The sequence below is a fragment of the Citrobacter sp. CRE-46 genome (genome assembly GCF_059615875.1).
On sequence record NZ_CM184341.1, the window covers coordinates 4,907,852 to 4,927,500 of the forward strand.

Genomic DNA, 19,649 nt, shown 5'->3' on the forward strand with positions numbered 1-19,649 from the left:
CATTTTATCATTTACAGGTTAACAGTGATTCATAGCTTAATAGCTATCAAAAACAACGTCCGCTTCTGGCACACTGCAGTCACGTTCCTGACGCTGAAGGTCTGCTGAGAGCGAGAAGCGGACACGGGAATAGTTTTCAATAATAATCAGTACGTATTGAGCAGAACTAAATTCTTAAGATATGCTTTAATTTGATGTACATCTATTCAAATGTTGAAGAATTTCTTCACTAATATCAAAGATGCAGTCTAAATGCTTACTGTGCTCAATAATTCTACTATGTAAATTCGGATTACCACATCCTTCTACAAACTCTGACATTTGTCTTGCATCAAATAGCTCATCCTTTTCAGCTATCAGAACAGTTACAGGTAATGGCAATGCTGCAATTTGCCTTGCAGGTTGACGCGGCGTCAAAGCATTCGCCATATTCACGCTGTATCGCTGAACAAATTCAGGTCTTAATAGCATAATCTCATTGGGAAAATTAAGAGTAACTGCATAACGGTTACCGCATAGTAATCCCACACTGAGCGCATTTAGTACGAAAGGCCACTTGCTCACAGACGCGAATGGAACCATTGTTCTTCTGCAAATTTTAGCTGGCGCAAAAGGCCCAAACTCAGGCGCAAGTAAAATCAGGCTGTCACTTTGTTGAGAGGGGGTGAATCGAGTAAAATAATTGATCAACATCCCCCCTCCGCTTGAATGGCCAAGCAAGTGAACTCTGGCCCAGGGGAACTTTACGCGAACATGTTCAAGAACAGTGTCGATATCCTGCCAGACCTGCTCAGGATTAGAAACGCTACCTTTGTTACCCAATGAGCGCCCGTGTCCACGGATATCTATGAGGCATGTACAAATAGCTCCACGATGACTTATCTGATGAGCAAGGATATCGTAACCAGCATCTGAGTTGACTCCACCACCGTGGTAAACGATAAGAACATCCTCAACTGCGCTTGCGGGTTCAAAGATGCGAATGTTTAGTCCTGCTATCAAATATTCAGCTACATTTTTAGCAAGTGGTAATAAAGTTCTGAGTTGTTTATAGCGGTCGTTAAAACTTATGAAATCAATCACGTCAAAAAATCCATGCAGATGAAGATCGGTATCCTAAGAATGTATTGCTCAAAGTATGCACTGTTTTTTTCTTCAGAACTCATACTGAGCGGATTTTCTCCAAAAAAATTCCGCCTAACTTCTTTCTTGGTCCTGATCTTCAACTTCCGCTCCTGGCACAAAGCCGCCCCTATCCCCTGTTATCGTTTCTCGTATCAACCGCAGCGTCCTGAAAAACTACGTATTATTGCGAGGCGCTTTCCTGTTTCCTCCATCCAACATTTCCCCTTACTCCCCATTTTTTATTCTCTAGTCTCAACTTGTCAATTCAGAATGTAGTTTATAAAATACATGGAACGTACTCATGGAAATTCTTCAGACAATGGTTTTCCAGCGTTGGGAGAAAAACTTACGGGACAGGAGAGCTAAAACGCTCATTGCTACACGCCTTTTTCGTTTGGCTCATGGTTTAGCTGGTGATGTCAAACCTGTTGGAGAATGCTCGCCCGTTCACTGGATTATCAAGAGATCTTCCACCATGAATAAACTTACGCAGTACGATCCCGCAACTGCGCTGGTCGATGATGAAGAAATTGCCATTTTTATGGCCGATGCCCTCGAAACAGGCGATGCAGCGTACATTGCAAAAGCATTGGGCGTGGTGGCTCGCGCTAAGGGAATGGCGAACATCGCGGCAGAAACGGGATTATCCCGCGAACAACTTTATCGCTCTTTTAGTGAGAAAGGTAACCCAACGCTGAAAACTACGCTTGCAGTGATGAAGGCGCTCGGTATTGAATTGACGCTTAAAAAATAGTCTCAGCATCTGTCTCCTCTTCCAACATCGTGAGCCATATCAGGAAGGCGTTAGATCGATAGTGGTAGCATGACCGCGGTTTGTAATTTTCTGATTACATGGAGAAATGATGGAACTGCTTTTATTGAGTAACTCGACGCTGCCGGGCAAAGGCTGGATGGAACATGCGCTGCCGCTGATCGCAGAGCAACTGAATGGTCGCCGCACGGCGGTGTTTATTCCATTTGCCGGCGTGACGCAAACCTGGGATGAGTACACGGCGAAAACGGCAGCCATCTTTGCGCCAATGGGCGTTAACGTTACTGGCATTCATACCGTTGCCGATCCGATTGCAGCCATTGAAAACGCCGAACTGGTGATTGTCGGCGGGGGTAACACCTTCCAGTTGCTGAAAGAGAGCCGCGAGCGTGGACTGCTGACGCCGATTGTCGATGTCGTCAAACGCGGCGCGCTGTACATCGGCTGGAGCGCAGGTTCCAACCTTGCCTGCCAGACCATCCGCACCACCAACGACATGCCGATTGTCGATCCAAAAGGCTTTGATGCGCTGGGTCTTTTCCCGCTGCAGATTAACCCGCACTTCACCAACGCGCTACCGGAAGGCCATAAAGGCGAAACGCGTGAACAGCGTATTCGCGAGCTGTTGGTTGTGGCGCCGGAACTGACGGTGATTGGTCTGCCAGAAGGGAACTGGATCAAGGTGAGCAACGGTCAATCCGTGCTTGGCGGTCCGAACACCACCTATATCTTTAAAGCGGGTGAAGAAGCGGTTGCCGTTGAGGCGGGCCACTGCTTTTAGTTGGTTTGTTGTCTGATGCCGGATGGTAGCTTCGCCTTATCCGGCATCAAGGTAGACGACAACATTGACGGTTATCCGTAGGCCCGGTAAGCATCAGCGCCACCGGACAACCTTTCATCTGTCCTCGTTAGTACTCACGCTCGTCGTCTTCATCCGGCTGTTCCAGCACACTGTAAGCCACAGAGCAAAACAGTGAGTTCAGACGCTGCATATCGCCCAGCAACGCCAGGTGCAGGGAACTGGTCTCAATGCTCTGCACGTTCTGCTGATGCAGACGATCCACGTGCGCATGCGAATAACGACGGTTAAGGATGCGGAAACGGTGCTTGCTGCGGCGCAGACGACGGGCGCTGGTCACGTCGCCAGAGAAGAATACCGACATCGCCAGTTGCAGATTACTGAGCAGTTGATCGTACAGTGCATCAAGTTCTTTCAGCCCTTCGACAGAGAATGCCCGACGCGCTGCCAGCGACTTGTCGGCAATCTCGCTGCCCATACGCTCAACAATATCCGACGCCTGTTCAAGGTTGAGCGACATTTCGATAATCTCAGCCCAACGGCGCGACTCTTCTTCTGCCAGTTCATCCTTTGGCATCCTCGCCAGATAGAGCTTAATCGCCGTGTACAGTACGTTGATATCGTCCGCCATCCTGCGCAACTCTTTCTCTTCACGCGGTTCGCCGTGCATCACCTTCTTTAGCCCATCCATCATCTGCTCCATCGCATCGCCAATACGCAGGGCCTCACGGGCGGCATTGGCCAGAGCCAGGGTTGGGGTATCCAGTGCGCTGATGTCCAGATGCTTAGGCTTCAGGTGGGCGTCCAGTTCCGGCTCATCACGGATAATACGTTTGCAAAAACGCGCCATCGGTTCGGCGAACGGCACCATCGCTATGCAACGTACCAGGTTGTAGAAAACATGGAAATAAATGACCAGCTCAGATTTCGGCAGTGGCAGCTCATCCATCAGATTCGCCAACGGATGAACAAACGGCAGGATAATCAGACTCCCCACCAGCTTAAACAACAAGCTGCCTAGCGCCACGCGACGGGCAGCAGCGTTAGCCGCGCTATTGTTGAGCATCGCCAGCAGGCCAGAGCCAAGGTTGGCGCCAATCACCAGGCACAACGCGACAGGAAACGAGATAATGCTGGCAGCGGTCAGGGTTGCCGTCAGCAAAACCGCCGCCAGGCTGGAGTAACTGATCACCGCGAACATGGCGCCAATCAGCGCATCCAGCATAATATCGCCGGTCAGCGAGGCGAAAATAACCTGTACGCCGTTAGCCTGGGTTATCGGCGTGACCGCCTGCACAATCAGCTCCAGCGCCAGTAAAATCAACCCCAGCCCGATGCCAACCCGCCCCAGTTGCCCCACGCGGGACTGCTTACGTCCAAGAAAAAAGATCACGCCGATGAAAATCAGCAGTGGCGATAACCATGAGAGATCGAAGGTCAGGATACGCGCCATCAGCGCGGTCCCCACGTCGGCGCCCAGCACAATGACCAGCGCCGGGGTAAGCGCCACGAGGTCCTGGGCGACAAATGAGGTCACCAGCATAGTGGTGGCGTTGCTGCTTTGCACCAGCGCGGTCACGCCGATACCCGCACAAAAGGCGAGCGGCTTCTTTTCAACGCTACGGCTGAGTACGGTACGCAAACGGGCGCCAAAGACGCGCATCACGCCGGTACGCACAATATGTGTGCCCCAAACCAGCATAGAGACAGCAGAAAGCAGGTGTAACAGAGTTAGCACGGAATCAGGTTCTCCTTATCGTTATATGTTCCTGAGGTTCATCGCAATGACATACCGCATGAGGGCGCTACGCTTATCAGGCCTACAAAAATGAGCCATCCAGCAAGCAATGCCGATGAACGTTCTTTCAGTATAAGGGTTTAAACGTAAGAAAGAGACAGGGCACTCATTGAGTGCCCTGTTTGTTGTAAAGAAAGATGACAGTTTTGTGAATCAATCGGCGTCGTAGCCCAGATTAGGCGCTAACCAACGTTCAACTTCCGCCACGCTCATACCTTTGCGGAAGGCATAATCTTCAACCTGATCACGCTGAATTTGCGCTACGGCGTAATACTTGCTGTCAGGATGACTGAAATACCAACCGGAAACCGAGGCCCCTGGCCACATGGCGAAGGATTCGGTGAGCTTCATCCCGGTATGTGCTTCGACGTCCAGCAGCTCCCAGATGGTGGCCTTTTCGGTATGTTCCGGGCACGCCGGGTAGCCCGGCGCCGGGCGAATGCCCTGGTAGTTTTCGCGGATCAGCTCTTCGTTACTGAGGTTCTCATTCGCCGCATAGCCCCAGTAGACTTTACGCACGCGCTCATGCAGATATTCCGCGAATGCTTCCGCCAGACGGTCAGCGATGGCTTTCACCATAATCTTGTTGTAGTCGTCATGCTGCGCTTCGAAGGCGTCCGCCAGCGCATCCTCCTCCAGACCGCCAGTCACCGCGAAAGCACCGATGTAATCCGCTTTGCCGCTCAGTTTCGGCGCGACAAAGTCAGACAGGCAGTAGTTGGCGAAGCCGACTTTTTCCGTCTGCTGGCGCAGGTGATGACTCACGCTGATAACGTGCGTACGCGTCTCGTCACGGTAAATCTCGATGTCGTCACCCACGCGGTTAGCCGGGAACAACCCCACCACGCCGCGCGGGTTCAGGGTTTTCTCAGCGCTGAGTTTATCCAGCATGTCGTTGGCGTCTTTGAACAGGCGCTTCGCCTCTTCGCCCACCACTTCATCTTCGAGGATGCGCGGATACTTCCCGGCCAGCGACCAGGTCATAAAGAACGGCGTCCAGTCGATGTAATTGCGCAGCGTTTCGATGCTGGCCTCGACTTCCTGCACGCCTAAACGATGCGCGACCGGCGGCGTGTAGCTTTCCCAGTCGAAGGCCAGATCGTTATCACGTGCGGCCTGTAACGTTACCGGCGGCGTGCGAGGTTTCTTACGCGCATGCTGGATGCGCACGGTTTCGTACTCTTTACGGGTACGGGCAACAAAGTCATCGCGCTGGGTGTCGGAGAGCAGCGCGGCAACAACCCCCACGGTACGCGAGGCGTTCTGCACATAAACCGTCGGGCCGCTGTAGTTCTGCTCAATTTTCACCGCGGTGTGTGCTTTGGAGGTGGTCGCCCCGCCAATCAATAGTGGGATGGTAAAGCCCTGACGCTCCATCTCTTTCGCCACGTTGACCATTTCGTCCAGCGACGGGGTGATGAGCCCGGAAAGGCCAATCAGATCGGCATTCACTTCACGCGCCGTTCTGAGGATTTTCTCCGCGGGCACCATCACGCCAAGATCGACGATTTCGTAGTTGTTACATTGCAGCACCACGCCAACGATGTTTTTGCCAATGTCGTGCACATCGCCCTTCACGGTGGCGATGACCATCTTGCCGTTGCTGGAGCCTTTCTCTTTACTGGCTTCGATATACGGTTCGAGGTAAGCCACCGCCTGCTTCATCACGCGGGCTGATTTCACCACCTGCGGCAGGAACATTTTGCCCTCGCCGAACAGGTCGCCGACCACGTTCATGCCGTCCATCAGCGGCCCTTCGATCACCTCAATCGGGCGTTCGGCCTGCTGGCGCGCTTCTTCTGTGTCGAGCTCGATAAATTCGGTAATGCCTTTCACCAGCGAGTATTCAAGGCGCTTTTTCACGTCCCAACTACGCCACTCCGCCATCTGGGCATTCGCGGTGTCGTCGGTTTTACTGCCGCGATATTTCTCGGCCAGCTCCAGCAGACGCTCGGTACCATCTTCACGTCGGTTGAGGATCACATCTTCAACCGCGTCGCGCAGTTCGGTCGGGAGGTCGTCATAGATAGCCAGCTGTCCGGCGTTGACGATGCCCATGTCCATGCCGTTGCGAATCGCATAGTAGAGGAATACCGCGTGAATAGCCTCACGCACCGGGTCGTTGCCGCGGAACGAGAAGGAAACGTTAGAGACGCCGCCGGAAATCAGCGCGTGCGGCAGCTCGCGTTTAATATCTTCACAGGCGCCGATAAAGTCCTGCGCGTAGTTGTTGTGCTCTTCAATCCCGGTTGCGACGGCGAAAATGTTTGGGTCGAAGATGATGTCTTCCGGCGGGAAGCCCACTTCTTCGGTGAGAATTTTGTACGCCCGGCGGCAAATCTCAATTTTACGTTCGCGGGTATCCGCCTGGCCCTGTTCGTCAAAGGCCATCACCACCACCGCAGCACCGTAGCGACGCAGCAGCTTCGCGTGATGGATAAAGGTCTCCACCCCCTCTTTCATCGAGATGGAGTTAACGATGCCTTTACCCTGAATGCACTTCAGTCCTTTTTCGATGACTTCCCATTTCGAGGAGTCGATCATAATCGGCACGCGGGCGATGTCCGGCTCGCCGGCAATCAGGTTGAGGAAGCGCACCATCGCCGCTTCGGCGTCGAGCATCCCCTCATCCATGTTGATGTCGATAATCTGCGCGCCGCTTTCCACTTGCTGGCGGGCGACGTCCAGCGCTTCGCTGTATTTCTCTTCTTTGATCAGACGCTTAAATTTCGCTGAACCGGTAACGTTGGTACGTTCGCCGACGTTAACAAACAGGCTATCGTCGCCAATGTTCAGCGGTTCAAGGCCGGACAGTCGGCAGGCCACCGGGATTTCTGGCAACTTGCGCGGCGGTAAACCTTCTACCGCCCGGCTCATCGCGGCGATATGTTCCGGCGTGGTGCCGCAACAACCGCCAACTATATTGAGGAAACCGGCCTCGGCCCATTCGCGAATCTGTGTCGCCATGGTGTCGGCGTCGAGGTCGTACTCGCCGAAGGCGTTCGGCAGCCCGGCGTTCGGGTGCGCGGTGACGTAGCATTCGGCAATGCGTGACAGCTCCTGCACGTACTGGCGCAGCTCGTCCGGGCCTAAGGCGCAGTTCAGACCGAAGGTCAGCGCATCGGCGTGGCGCAATGAGTTATAGAACGCTTCGGTGGTCTGGCCGGAAAGCGTACGCCCGGAGGCGTCGGTAATGGTACCGGAAAGCATAATCGGCAGCTCGACGCCCAGCGCTTCGAACTCGGTTTTTACCGCGAAAATAGCGGCTTTAGCATTGAGGGTATCGAAGACGGTTTCAATCAGGATCAGGTCGCTGCCGCCTTCCACCAGCGCTTTGGTGGATTCGCGGTAGGCAGCCACCAGCTGGTCAAAGGTAATGTTGCGGTATGCCGGGTCGTTGACGTCGGGCGAGATAGAGGCCGTACGGTTGGTTGGACCAAGCACGCCCGCGACATAGCGCGGTTTGTTCGGCGTGCGCGCCGTCCATTCGTCTGCCGCAGCGCGCGCCAGCTTCGCCGCCGCAAAGTTGATTTCCGCCGACAGGGATTCCATCTGGTAATCCGCCATGGCGATAGTCGTGGAGTTAAAGGTGTTGGTTTCGATGATATCCGCGCCCGCCTCAAAGTAGGCGTTATGGATCGCGGCAATCACCTCCGGCTTGCTGAGCACCAGCAGGTCGTTGTTGCCCTTCAGGTCGCAAGGCCAGTCGGCGAAGCGCTCGCCGCGGAAATCCTCTTCGCTCAGACGATATCCCTGGATCATGGTGCCCATCCCGCCGTCCAGCACCAGAATACGTTCATTTAACTGCTGACGTAATTGTTCTACTTTGCTGCTCACACTCGCTCCCGACAACGCTCAACCAGACCGAAAAAAACTCAACAGGCCATACTGGCACAAACCTGAGAGGCGGAAAAGAGAACAACGGCCAACATGAGACATGTTCAGCTTCACTCATCCGATCAGTACAGGAATTCTTGCATTATAATCGAATAAAACGAAAATGATTTCCACGATACAGAAAAGGAGTCCGCCATGGTTGCCCCTGTCCCCGCGAAACGCGGTAGAAAACCCGCCGCTGCCACTACGCCTGCAACCGGGCAGGTTCAGTCTTTGACCCGGGGTCTGAAGCTACTGGAGTGGATTGCGGAATCCAACGGCAGCGTGGCACTAACCGAGCTGGCGCAGCAGGCCGGTCTGCCGAACTCAACAACCCACCGTCTGTTGACTACCATGCAGCAGCAAGGTTTTGTCCGCCAGGTGGGCGAATTAGGCCACTGGGCCGTGGGTGCGCATGCGTTTATCGTCGGCAGCAGCTTTTTGCAAAGCCGCAATCTGCTGGCGATTGTGCACCCCATTCTGCGCAAACTAATGGAAGATTCGGGTGAGACGGTAAACCTGGCCGTGCTGGATCAAAGCGACCATCAGGCCATTATTATCGACCAGGTGCAGTGCACCCAGTTGATGCGCATGTCTGCGCCTATCGGCGGCAAGCTGCCGATGCACGCCTCCGGTGCGGGCAAGGCATTTTTATCTCAATTGAGTGAAGAACAGGTTACCGGTCTGCTGCACCGCAAAGGGCTACACGCGTATACCCATGCCACGCTGGTGTCGCCGGTCCATCTGAAAGAGGATTTGGCGCAGACACGTAAGCGCGGCTATTCCTTTGATGATGAAGAACACGCGCTGGGCCTGCGCTGCGTGGCGTCGTGCATTTATGATGAACACCGTGAGCCGTTCGCCGCCATCTCCATTTCCGGGCCAATTTCACGCATTACCGATGATCGCGTGACCGAGTTTGGCGCAATGGCGATCAAAGCAGCGAAAGAAGTCACGCTGGCGTACGGCGGGTTTAGATAAGCAAGGGTTGGGACTGATTTGTAGACCTGATAAGCGCAGCGCCATCAGGCGCGGCGTACATTGCCGGATGGCGACGCAAGGGCCTTATCCGGCCTACGGTCGGTTTCATAACGTACGCTAAACCGCTGCCGACGACGGTAAGCGTAAACATCTTCCACGTGACCTTCCCGGATCCGCGTTTGCAGCCCTCGCCAGTAGTCGGCGCTGAACAGGTCGGCGTGCATCTCCTCAAACAACGGTCCGATGCGCGGATCGGCACATAGCCAGTGACGAAACTCTTCCGGGAAGACATCCCCCGGCGACACGCTGTACCACGGTTCAGCGCTCATCTCATCTTCCGGGTAGCGCGGCGGTGGGATATGGCGGAAATTCACCTCCGTCATATAGCAAATTTCATCGTAGTCGTAGAACACCACGCGCCCGTGGCGGGTCACGCCGAAGTTCTTAAACAGCATATCTCCCGGGAAAATATTGGCGGCGGCCAACTGACGAATGGCGTTGCCGTACTCTTCTATCGCGTCGCGCAGCTGCTGGCCTTCGACCTGCTCCAGCCAGATATTCAGCGGCACCATGCGCCGTTCGATATACAGATGGCGAATAACAATCTGATCGCCGAGATCGGTAATTTTTTCCGGCGCTTCCTGTAGTAGCAGCGCCATCAGCGCCGGGTCGATTTGCCGTTTATCCAGCACAAAGTTTTCAAACTCCTGGGTATCGGCCATGCGCCCGACGCGATCGTGCTCTTTCACCAGCTGGTAGCAGGCGCGGACGTGCGCGGCGGACATCTCCTTTTGCGGCGCAAATTTGTCTTTGATGATTTTAAACACCCGGTCGAAGCCCGGTAGGGTAAACACCAGCATCACCATGCCGCGGATCCCCGGCGCTTCGATAAATTGCTCATCGCAATCAGCGAGATAAAGCAGATACTCGCGGTAGCTTTCGGTCTTCGCGTGTTTCTGACAACCAATCGCCATATACAATTCAGCGGTGGTTTTACCGGGCAGGATCTCGCGCAACCACTCCACTAACGCCGCGGGCAGCGGAGCGTAAACCATAAAGTAGGAGCGGGCAAAGCCAAACACAATGCTCGCTTCCGCCGTCGTGGTCAGACAGGTATCGACAAACAGTTCGCCTTCGTCAGTCCGATGGATTGGCAATAAAAACGGCAGCGTCCCGGAAGGGGTAATCAGCTTACCGACCAGCCAGGCGGCCTTATTGCGATAAAACAGTTCGTTCGCCACCTGTAAATGACAGCGCGGCAACACATCCGCACCCAGAGTTTCGGTGAGGTGTTCGATGATGTAGTGGATATCACGATGTTTGTTCTGCCACGGTAGACGCAGAGGCAGATCGCTGAGAACGCGGGTGAGCAGCCACTCCCAGCCGGTATCGGGAAAAAAGTCTTTCGCCAGCGGGCGGGGGATCGTGCGAAAACGGCGCTCTGGCTGAGAGCTAAAAATAAACAGCCGCTCGGGAGTCAGCGAGCGGTGGTCAAATAACCGGCAGTAAACGGAGTTAAAGAAGCTCTCCGCAATCTCGAAGCGCGGATAATCCGGCAAGAGCCGGGTGTAATGATCTTTCACGCGGAGCAAAAAATCCGCGTCGGTACTTTTGCCGTCAGTAATGCAGCGCAGCTGTTCCACCACCAGACCCACATGATGATCGTAAAGGTGAATACGGCTTTTCATCGCCTGCTGAACCGCATGCCAGTCGGCATGTTCAAAACGCTGCTGCGCGCCGGAGGTGACTTCCAGAAAACGCCCGTACTGGGCGTCGAAACCTTGTAAAATTGTCTGAGCAATCAGTAATTCCAGGCCACGCGTCATCGATATCTCCCATCCGGCACAACGTCATGCCGGATGGCGCATGCGCTTTTCCGGCCTACATCCCTTCGTAGGCCCGGCAAGCGCAGCGCCACCGGGCATTGATCAGAACTGCGATTCTTCGGTGGAACCCGTTAACGCGGTAACGGAAGAGGCGCCGCCCTGAATGATGGTGGTAACTTTATCGAAGTAGCCGGTACCCACTTCCTGCTGGTGGGACACGAAGGTGTAACCGTCTTTTGCCGCCGCAAATTCTGGCTGCTGCACCTTCTCAACATAGTGGCGCATGCCTTCACCCTGCGCATAGGAGTGCGCGAGGTCGAACATGTTGAACCACATGCTGTGAATACCTGCCAGGGTAATGAACTGGTATTTATAGCCCATGTCCGACAACTGCTGCTGGAAGCTGGCAATGGTTTTATCATCCAGGTTTTTCTGCCAGTTAAACGACGGCGAACAGTTGTAGGCCAGCAGTTTACCTGGGAATTTCGCATGAATGGCATCGGCAAAGCGCTTCGCCAGTTCGAGGTCTGGTGTGGAAGTTTCACACCACACCAGATCCGCATACGGCGCGTAGGCCAGACCGCGGCTGATCGCCTGCTCAATACCAGCATGTGTACGGAAGAAGCCTTCGCAGGTACGTTCGCCAGTAATGAACTCGCTGTCGTAGGCGTCGCAGTCAGAGGTAATCAAATCAGCTGCGTCAGCATCGGTACGCGCAATCACCAGCGTCGGCACGCCCATCACGTCGGCAGCCAGACGGGCCGCCACCAGTTTCTGAATAGCTTCCTGAGTCGGCACCAGCACCTTACCGCCCATGTGACCGCATTTTTTCACTGATGCGAGCTGATCTTCGAAGTGAACGGCTGCTGCACCAGCCTCAATCATCGATTTCATCAGTTCAAACGCGTTCAGAACCCCGCCAAAGCCCGCTTCCGCATCGGCAACGATCGGCAGGAAGTAATCCACGTAGCGCGGATCGTTCGGCTCAATACCGCTTGACCATTGGATCTGATCCGCACGACGGAAAGTATTGTTGATCCGATCCACTACTGCCGGGACGGAGTTCGCCGGATACAGCGATTGATCCGGATACATGCTGGAGGCCAGGTTGGCATCTGCCGCCACCTGCCAGCCAGAAAGGTAAACCGCTTCAATACCGGCCTTCGCCTGTTGCAGCGCCTGGCCGCCGGTCAGCGCGCCGAGGCTGTTGATATACCCTTTCTTCGACTCACCGTGCAGCAGACGCCACATTTTCGCCGCACCAAGCTGCGCCAGCGTGCATTCCGGGTTGACCGAGCCACGTAATTTCACCACATCCTCCGCGCTATATGGACGGGTGATGCCTTCCCAGCGCGGTTGAGTCCACTCTTTCTGTAATTCTTCGATTTGTTGATTACGGGTTTTCATGTGCAGATGCTCCATATTGTTATGTGGTGAGTTAAGCCAGCAGGCGGTAACCTGGCAGGGTCAAGAAATCGATCAGTTCATCAGAGGTAGTGATTTGCTCCATCAGACGCGCGGCATCGTCAAAACGCCCGCTGCTGTAGCGGTGCTCGCCCAGTTCGTCCTGAATCACCAGCATCTCTTCGGCCAGCATCTGGCGGAACAGCGGTTTGGTCACCGGCTTGCCATTGCTGAGCGTTTTCTGGTGGTGGATCCACTGCCAGATGGAGGTGCGGGAGATTTCGGCGGTGGCCGCATCTTCCATCAGACCGTAAATCGGCACGCAGCCGTTACCGGAGATCCACGCCTCGATATACTGCACCGCGACACGGATATTGGCGCGCATACCCTCTTCGGTACGCTCACCTTCACAGGGCGCCAGCAGCTGTTCGGCGGTAATTGGCGCATCTTCTTCACGCGTCACAAACAGCTGATTTTTGTTTTCTCCGAGCACGTCGTTGAATACCGTCATTGCGGTATCTGCCAGGCCCGGATGGGCAATCCATGTACCGTCATGACCGTTATTCGCTTCCAGCGCTTTATCTGCTTTTACCTTGGTCAGAACCTGGTTGTTACGCTCGGCATCTTTACTGGGAATGAACGCAGCCATGCCGCCCATCGCGAACGCGCCGCGTTTATGACAGGTTTTAATCAACAGACGCGAGTAGGCGCTAAGGAATGGCTTATCCATCGTCACCACCTGACGGTCCGGCAGCACGCGGTCCGGGTGGTTCTTCAGGGTTTTGATATAGCTGAAAATGTAATCCCAGCGGCCACAGTTCAGGCCCACAATGTGATCACGCAACGCGTGCAGAATTTCGTCCATCTGGAAAACAGCGGGCAACGTTTCAATCAGCAGGGTCGCTTTGATGGTGCCGCGCGGCAGATTAAAGCGGTCCTCTGTATAGCTGAACACTTCACTCCACCAGGCAGCTTCTTGCCAGGCCTGCGTTTTTGGCAGATAGAAATACGGGCCACTACCTTTTGCCAGCAACGCTTTGTAGTTGTGGAAGAAGTAGAGTGCAAAATCGAACAGGCTGCCAGGGATGGATTCGCCACGCCAGGTGACGTGTTTTTCCGGCAGATGCAGACCACGCACACGACACACCAATAAAGCTGGATTGGGTTTAAGTTGATAAATTTTACCCGCTTCGTTGGTGTAACTAATGGTGCCATTGACCGCATCGCGCAGGTTGATCTGCCCGTCGATAACTTTGCTCCACTCAGGGGCCAGCGAATCTTCAAAGTCAGCCATAAAGACTTTGACGTTCGCGTTCAGCGCGTTGATGACCATCTTGCGCTCAACCGGTCCGGTAATCTCTACGCGGCGATCCAGTAAATCATCAGGAATACCGCGAATTTTCCAGTCGCCCTCACGAATGGAAGCTGTTTCCGAAATAAAATCAGGCAACTTACCGTTATCAATATCCTGCTGCTGCTGGATCCGCGCAGCCAGAAGCTTATTCCGCTTAGGCGTAAATCTTGTCACCAGTTCAGTCAGAAACTCCACCGCTTCTCCGGTCAGGATTTGCTGCTCCTGTTCGCCACGCGGCCTGGTGAAGACCAGTTCATCGGTTGTCGTTGCCTGTTGATTCATTGCGTAGTTCCTCGTCAGTGATCCAAACACATCCCCAATGCGAACGAAGGATCGTTGTGCGGTTTTCGTTCAGCACAACTAAGACTACTCATTTAAATTTCAAAATCAAAAACAATTTCCATTTTTAAATTAATTATCAATTAACTTATTGATAACAATATAAATAAAATTTAATTACACAGTGAGGTGCGTTTCGGAAATAAAAAAGGCACCCGAAGGTGCCTGATTCAACATGCTGAAACGCTTAAGGATCGTCTGCTACAGAAGATTAATCCAGCGTTGGATTCATGTGACGCAGATCATATGGCGTGATCTGGTAGACGTAATAGTTGAGCCAGTTGGTAAACAACAGATTGCCATGGCTACGCCAGGTTGCCCGCGGTTTGTTTTGTGGGTCATCTTTCGGGAAGTAGTTATAGGGTACTTCCGGGGATAAGCCCGCTTCAACGTCTCGAAAATATTCGCTACCGAGCGTGTGCGCGTCATACTCGGGATGACCCGTCACAAAGGCAATGCGTTTATCTTTACTGGCGAACAGATAGGCATCGCCCTCTTCCGTTTCGGCAAAAATCTCGAGATCGGTATAGTCGCGGATAAGTGCGGCAGGGAAGTCGGCATAGCGCGAATGAGGGGCCAAAAATGCATCATCAAATCCGCGCGTCAGCAACGCATGAGGATGCAGAATATGATGCTCATAGACGCCGGAGAGTTTATCCGTGCGAGTTTGCTTGGGAATGCCATAAAGGATATTCAATGCGGCCTGTACCGCCCAGCAGACAAACAGCGTCGAGGTAACGTGATCTTTAGCCCACTCAAGAACCTGTTTTATCTGCGGCCAGTAAGCCACATCATTAAACTCAACCAGACCCAGCGGCGCCCCTGTAACGATCAGTCCATCAAAGTTCTGATCGCAGATATCCTCGAAATTACAGTAAAAGTTATTCAGATGCTCCGTTGGGGTGTTGCGTGACTCGCGGGCATCGATGCGCAATAGCTGAACATCTACCTGTAGCGGTGAGTTAGACAATAAACGCAGGAACTGGTTTTCCGTTTCAATCTTCTTCGGCATCAGGTTGAGGATAAGTACCTTCAGTGGACGGATTTCCTGACCGGAAGCGCGGGATGTCGTCATGACAAAGACGTTTTCCTCACGCAAGAAATTGACGGCGGGTAGTTCGTCCTGCACGCGAATTGGCATAACCTGATAACCTCACTACATACGTTTAAACGTTTAGACATCCAGATAGCTGAAGATACCCAGGAATCAGCAGAATGTCGAGCCTACATCCTCAAGTTGAGAAAGTTTCACGGTTCCTTGCTGTAGAATAGTGCAGTAAAGAAAAAAGGAGAATGCTATGACCTTTACCATCCGCCGTTCGCGTCAGGACGAAGGAGACAAGTTAGTTTCTATTTGGTGTCGCTCAGTGGATGCCACGCACCATTTCCTCTCTGCGGATTATCGGGTTGAACTGGAACAGCTGGTACGTTCTTTTTTACCAGAAGCCCCTCTATGGGTTGCAGTGACAAAGCAGGATGAGCCAGTCGCCTTTATGCTCCTGACCGATCAGCATATAGATGCCCTGTTTGTCGATCCGGATGAGCGTGGTAGTGGCGTTGGTAAGCTGCTGATTGAACATGCTTTATCAATGAGTTCCACGCTAACAACTACCGTTAACGAACAGAATGAACAAGCGGTTGGATTCTATAAGAAGATGGGATTTAGCGTGACGGGACGTACAGAGGTGGACGATCTTGGGCGCCCCTACCCGTTGCTCAATCTCGTGCGCGGGTAGCAGGGCAAGTTTTTACGTGGTGCGGGATTGCCTGATGCGCTTTGGCAGGCCGGATAAGGCGGGATGCCGCATCCGGCAGGTTTCATTTCACACAGACGCAAAAAAGCCCATCCGGCAGGATGGGCTTCTTCACTTTAATTAATGCCTGGCAGTTTATGGCGGGCGTCCTGCCCGCCACCCTCCGGGCCGTTGCGGCGCAACGTTCAAATCCGCTCCCGGCGGATTTGTCCTCCTCAGGAGAGCCCTCACCGACAGACAACAGATAAAACAAAAGGCCCGGTCTTTCGACCGGGCCTTCCGCTTTTATTTGATGCCTGGCAGTTCCCTACTCTCGCATGGGGAGACCCCACACTACCATCGGCGCTACGGCGTTTCACTTCTGAGTTCGGCATGGGGTCAGGTGGGACCACCGCGCTACAGCCGCCAGGCAAATTCTGTTTATTAACCCGCTTTTCGCCGGTTAATGTCATCTGTATCAGGCTGAAAATCTGTCTTTTCAAATCCGCCAAAACAGCTTCGGCGTTGTAAGGTTAAGCCTCACGGTTCATTAGTATCGGTTAGCTCAACGTATCGCTACGCTTACACACCCGACCTATCAACGTCGTCGTCTTCAACGTTCCTTCAGGAGACTCTAGGTCTCAGGGAGAACTCATCTCGGGGCAAGTTTCGTGCTTAGATGCTTTCAGCACTTATCTCTTCCGCATTTAGCTACCGGGCAGTGCCATTGGCATGACAACCCGAACACCAGTGATGCGTCCACTCCGGTCCTCTCGTACTAGGAGCAGCCCCCCTCAATTCTCCAGCGCCCACGGCAGATAGGGACCGAACTGTCTCACGACGTTCTAAACCCAGCTCGCGTACCACTTTAAATGGCGAACAGCCATACCCTTGGGACCTACTTCAGCCCCAGGATGTGATGAGCCGACATCGAGGTGCCAAACACCGCCGTCGATATGAACTCTTGGGCGGTATCAGCCTGTTATCCCCGGAGTACCTTTTATCCGTTGAGCGATGGCCCTTCCATTCAGAACCACCGGATCACTAAGACCTGCTTTCGCACCTGCTCGAGCCGTCACTCTCGCAGTCAAGCTAGCTTATGCCTTTGCACTAACCTCCTGATGTCCGACCAGGATTAGCTAACCTTCGTGCTCCTCCGTTACTCTTTGGGAGGAGACCGCCCCAGTCAAACTACCCACCAGACACTGTCCGCAACCCGGATTACGGGCCCACGTTAGAACACCAGCCATTAAAGGGTGGTATTTCAAGGACGGCTCCATGCAGACTGGCGTCCACACTTCAAAGCCTCCCACCTATCCTACACATCAAGGACCAGTGTTCAGTGTCAAGCTATAGTAAAGGTTCACGGGGTCTTTCCGTCTTGCCGCGGGTACACTGCATCTTCACAGCGAGTTCAATTTCACTGAGTCTCGGGTGGAGACAGCCTGGCCATCATTACGCCATTCGTGCAGGTCGGAACTTACCCGACAAGGAATTTCGCTACCTTAGGACCGTTATAGTTACGGCCGCCGTTTACCGGGGCTTCGATCAAGAGCTTCTCCTTACGGATAACCCCATCAATTAACCTTCCGGCACCGGGCAGGCGTCACACCGTATACGTCCACTTTCGTGTTTGCACAGTGCTGTGTTTTTAATAAACAGTTGCAGCCAGCTGGTATCTTCGACTGATTTCAGCTCCATGAGTAAATCACTTCACCTACCTATCAGCGTGCCTTCTCCCGAAGTTACGGCACCATTTTGCCTAGTTCCTTCACCCGAGTTCTCTCAAGCGCCTTGGTATTCTCTACCTGACCACCTGTGTCGGTTTGGGGTACGATTTCGTGTTACCTGATGCTTAGAGGCTTTTCCTGGAAGCAGGGCATTTGTCACTTCAGCACCGTAGTGCCTCGTCATCACACCTCAGCGTTAAAAGGTACCGGATTTACCTGGAACCTCCGCCTACATGCTTAAACCGGGACAACCGTCGCCCGGCCAACATAGCCTTCTCCGTCCCCCCTTCGCAGTAACACCAAGTACAGGAATATTAACCTGTTTCCCATCGACTACGCCTTTCGGCCTCGCCTTAGGGGTCGACTCACCCTGCCCCGATTAACGTTGGACAGGAACCCTTGGTCTTCCGGCGTGCGGGTTTTTCACCCGCATTATCGTTACTTATGTCAGCATTCGCACTTCTGATACCTCCAGCAGCCCTCACAGGCCACCTTCAACGGCTTACAGAACGCTCCCCTACCCAACAACACATAGTGTCGCTGCCGCAGCTTCGGTGCATGGTTTAGCCCCGTTACATCTTCCGCGCAGGCCGACTCGACCAGTGAGCTATTACGCTTTCTTTAAATGATGGCTGCTTCTAAGCCAACATCCTGGCTGTCTGTGCCTTCCCACATCGTTTCCCACTTAACCATGACTTTGGGACCTTAGCTGGCGGTCTGGGTTGTTTCCCTCTTCACGACGGACGTTAGCACCCGCCGTGTGTCTCCCGTGATAACATTCTTCGGTATTCGCAGTTTGCATCGGGTTGGTAAGTCGGGATGACCCCCTAGCCGAAACAGTGCTCTACCCCCGAAGATGAGTTCACGAGGCGCTACCTAAATAGCTTTCGGGGAGAACCAGCTATCTCCCGGTTTGATTGGCCTTTCACCCCCAGCCACAAGTCATCCGCTAATTTTTCAACATTAGTCGGTTCGGTCCTCCAGTTAGTGTTACCCAACCTTCAACCTGCCCATGGCTAGATCACCGGGTTTCGGGTCTATACCCTGCAACTTAACGCCCAGTTAAGACTCGGTTTCCCTTCGGCTCCCCTATACGGTTAACCTTGCTACAGAATATAAGTCGCTGACCCATTATACAAAAGGTACGCAGTCACACCCGAAGGTGCTCCCACTGCTTGTACGTACACGGTTTCAGGTTCTTTTTCACTCCCCTCGCCGGGGTTCTTTTCGCCTTTCCCTCACGGTACTGGTTCACTATCGGTCAGTCAGGAGTATTTAGCCTTGGAGGATGGTCCCCCCATATTCAGACAGGATACCACGTGTCCCGCCCTACTCTTCGAGTTCACAGCACATGCGTTTTTGTGTACGGGACTATCACCCTGTACCGTCGGACTTTCCAGACCGTTCCACTAACACACATGCTGATTCAGACTCTGGGCTGCTCCCCGTTCGCTCGCCGCTACTGGGGGAATCTCGGTTGATTTCTTTTCCTCGGGGTACTTAGATGTTTCAGTTCCCCCGGTTCGCTTCGTTAACCTATGTATTCAGTTAACGATAGTGTGACGAATCACACTGGGTTTCCCCATTCGGAAATCGCCGGTTATAACGGTTCATATCACCTTACCGGCGCTTATCGCAGATTAGCACGTCCTTCATCGCCTCTGACTGCCAGGGCATCCACCGTGTACGCTTAGTCGCTTAACCTCACAACCCGAAGATGTTTCACTTCTGATTGCGAAAATTTGAGAGACTCGAACACACCTTTTATCTGTTCTTATTACGGAGAACAGACACAGTGTGTCGTTTCAATTTTCAGCTTGATCCAGATTTTTAAAGAGCAAAACTTCTTAATGCACTCGAAAGTACATTCAGAAGTTCATCATTCATCAGACAATCTGTGTGAGCACTGCAA

General features: G+C 53.3%; 11 protein-coding genes and 2 rRNA genes. 4 read left to right on the forward strand and 9 right to left on the reverse strand.

Features of this window, described 5'->3' with window-relative positions:
* Window positions 1-186 precede the first annotated feature (186 nt).
* A complete protein-coding gene (locus tag AC534G_RS23830) occupies window positions 187-1,083 on the reverse strand; it encodes an alpha/beta fold hydrolase (protein WP_110496253.1) in 897 nt (298 codons plus the stop codon).
* Window positions 1,084-1,600: 517 nt separating this feature from the next.
* Between AC534G_RS23830 and AC534G_RS23835 the strand changes: the two genes are divergently transcribed.
* Complete coding sequence (locus tag AC534G_RS23835; protein WP_038636193.1) at window positions 1,601-1,879, forward strand: addiction module antidote protein; 279 nt, start codon at window positions 1,601-1,603, stop codon at window positions 1,877-1,879.
* 109 nt (window positions 1,880-1,988) lie between these two features.
* Window positions 1,989-2,678: a dipeptidase PepE gene (gene pepE, locus AC534G_RS23840; protein WP_110496255.1), complete on the forward strand. Its 690-nt coding sequence runs from the start codon at window positions 1,989-1,991 to the stop codon at window positions 2,676-2,678.
* Window positions 2,679-2,805: 127 nt separating this feature from the next.
* Here the strand turns inward: pepE and AC534G_RS23845 are convergent, their stop codons facing one another.
* Window positions 2,806-4,434, reverse strand: a complete 1,629-nt coding sequence (locus AC534G_RS23845) for a Na/Pi cotransporter family protein (RefSeq protein WP_038636190.1) — start codon at window positions 4,432-4,434, stop codon at window positions 2,806-2,808.
* A gap of 213 nt (window positions 4,435-4,647) precedes the next feature.
* Entirely contained in the window at window positions 4,648-8,331 is a 3,684-nt protein-coding gene (gene metH, locus AC534G_RS23850; RefSeq protein ID WP_110496257.1) for a methionine synthase, read from the reverse strand.
* A gap of 195 nt (window positions 8,332-8,526) precedes the next feature.
* Between metH and iclR the strand changes: the two genes are divergently transcribed.
* On the forward strand, window positions 8,527-9,351 hold the full coding sequence (iclR, locus tag AC534G_RS23855) for a glyoxylate bypass operon transcriptional repressor IclR (RefSeq protein ID WP_038636184.1): 825 nt from the start codon (window positions 8,527-8,529) through the stop codon (window positions 9,349-9,351).
* A gap of 44 nt (window positions 9,352-9,395) precedes the next feature.
* Here iclR and aceK read toward each other — a convergent pair whose 3' ends face one another.
* The 4 genes from aceK to metA form a co-directional block, all read right to left on the reverse strand.
* A complete protein-coding gene (aceK, locus tag AC534G_RS23860) occupies window positions 9,396-11,177 on the reverse strand; it encodes a bifunctional isocitrate dehydrogenase kinase/phosphatase (RefSeq protein WP_110496259.1) in 1,782 nt (593 codons plus the stop codon).
* Between the two features lie 102 nt (window positions 11,178-11,279).
* On the reverse strand, window positions 11,280-12,584 hold the full coding sequence (gene aceA / locus AC534G_RS23865; protein ID WP_038636179.1) for an isocitrate lyase: 1,305 nt from the start codon (window positions 12,582-12,584) through the stop codon (window positions 11,280-11,282).
* Window positions 12,585-12,615: 31 nt separating this feature from the next.
* On the reverse strand, window positions 12,616-14,217 hold the full coding sequence (gene aceB, locus AC534G_RS23870; protein WP_110496261.1) for a malate synthase A: 1,602 nt from the start codon (window positions 14,215-14,217) through the stop codon (window positions 12,616-12,618).
* 268 nt (window positions 14,218-14,485) lie between these two features.
* Window positions 14,486-15,415, reverse strand: coding sequence for a homoserine O-acetyltransferase MetA (gene metA / locus AC534G_RS23875; protein ID WP_042313076.1), 930 nt, complete (start codon window positions 15,413-15,415; stop codon window positions 14,486-14,488).
* A 157-nt stretch (window positions 15,416-15,572) separates the two neighbouring features.
* On the opposite strand from metA, the gene AC534G_RS23880 reads away from it, so the two are divergent.
* Window positions 15,573-16,010 carry an acetyltransferase gene (locus tag AC534G_RS23880; protein WP_110496263.1) on the forward strand — a complete coding sequence of 146 codons (438 nt, stop codon included), beginning with the start codon at window positions 15,573-15,575 and terminating at the stop codon, window positions 16,008-16,010.
* Window positions 16,011-16,322: 312 nt separating this feature from the next.
* On the opposite strand, the gene rrf is transcribed toward AC534G_RS23880, so the two are convergent.
* Window positions 16,323-16,438 (reverse strand): 5S ribosomal RNA (rrf, locus tag AC534G_RS23885).
* 98 nt (window positions 16,439-16,536) lie between these two features.
* Window positions 16,537-19,441 (reverse strand): 23S ribosomal RNA (locus AC534G_RS23890).
* Window positions 19,442-19,649: the final 208 nt, after the last annotated feature.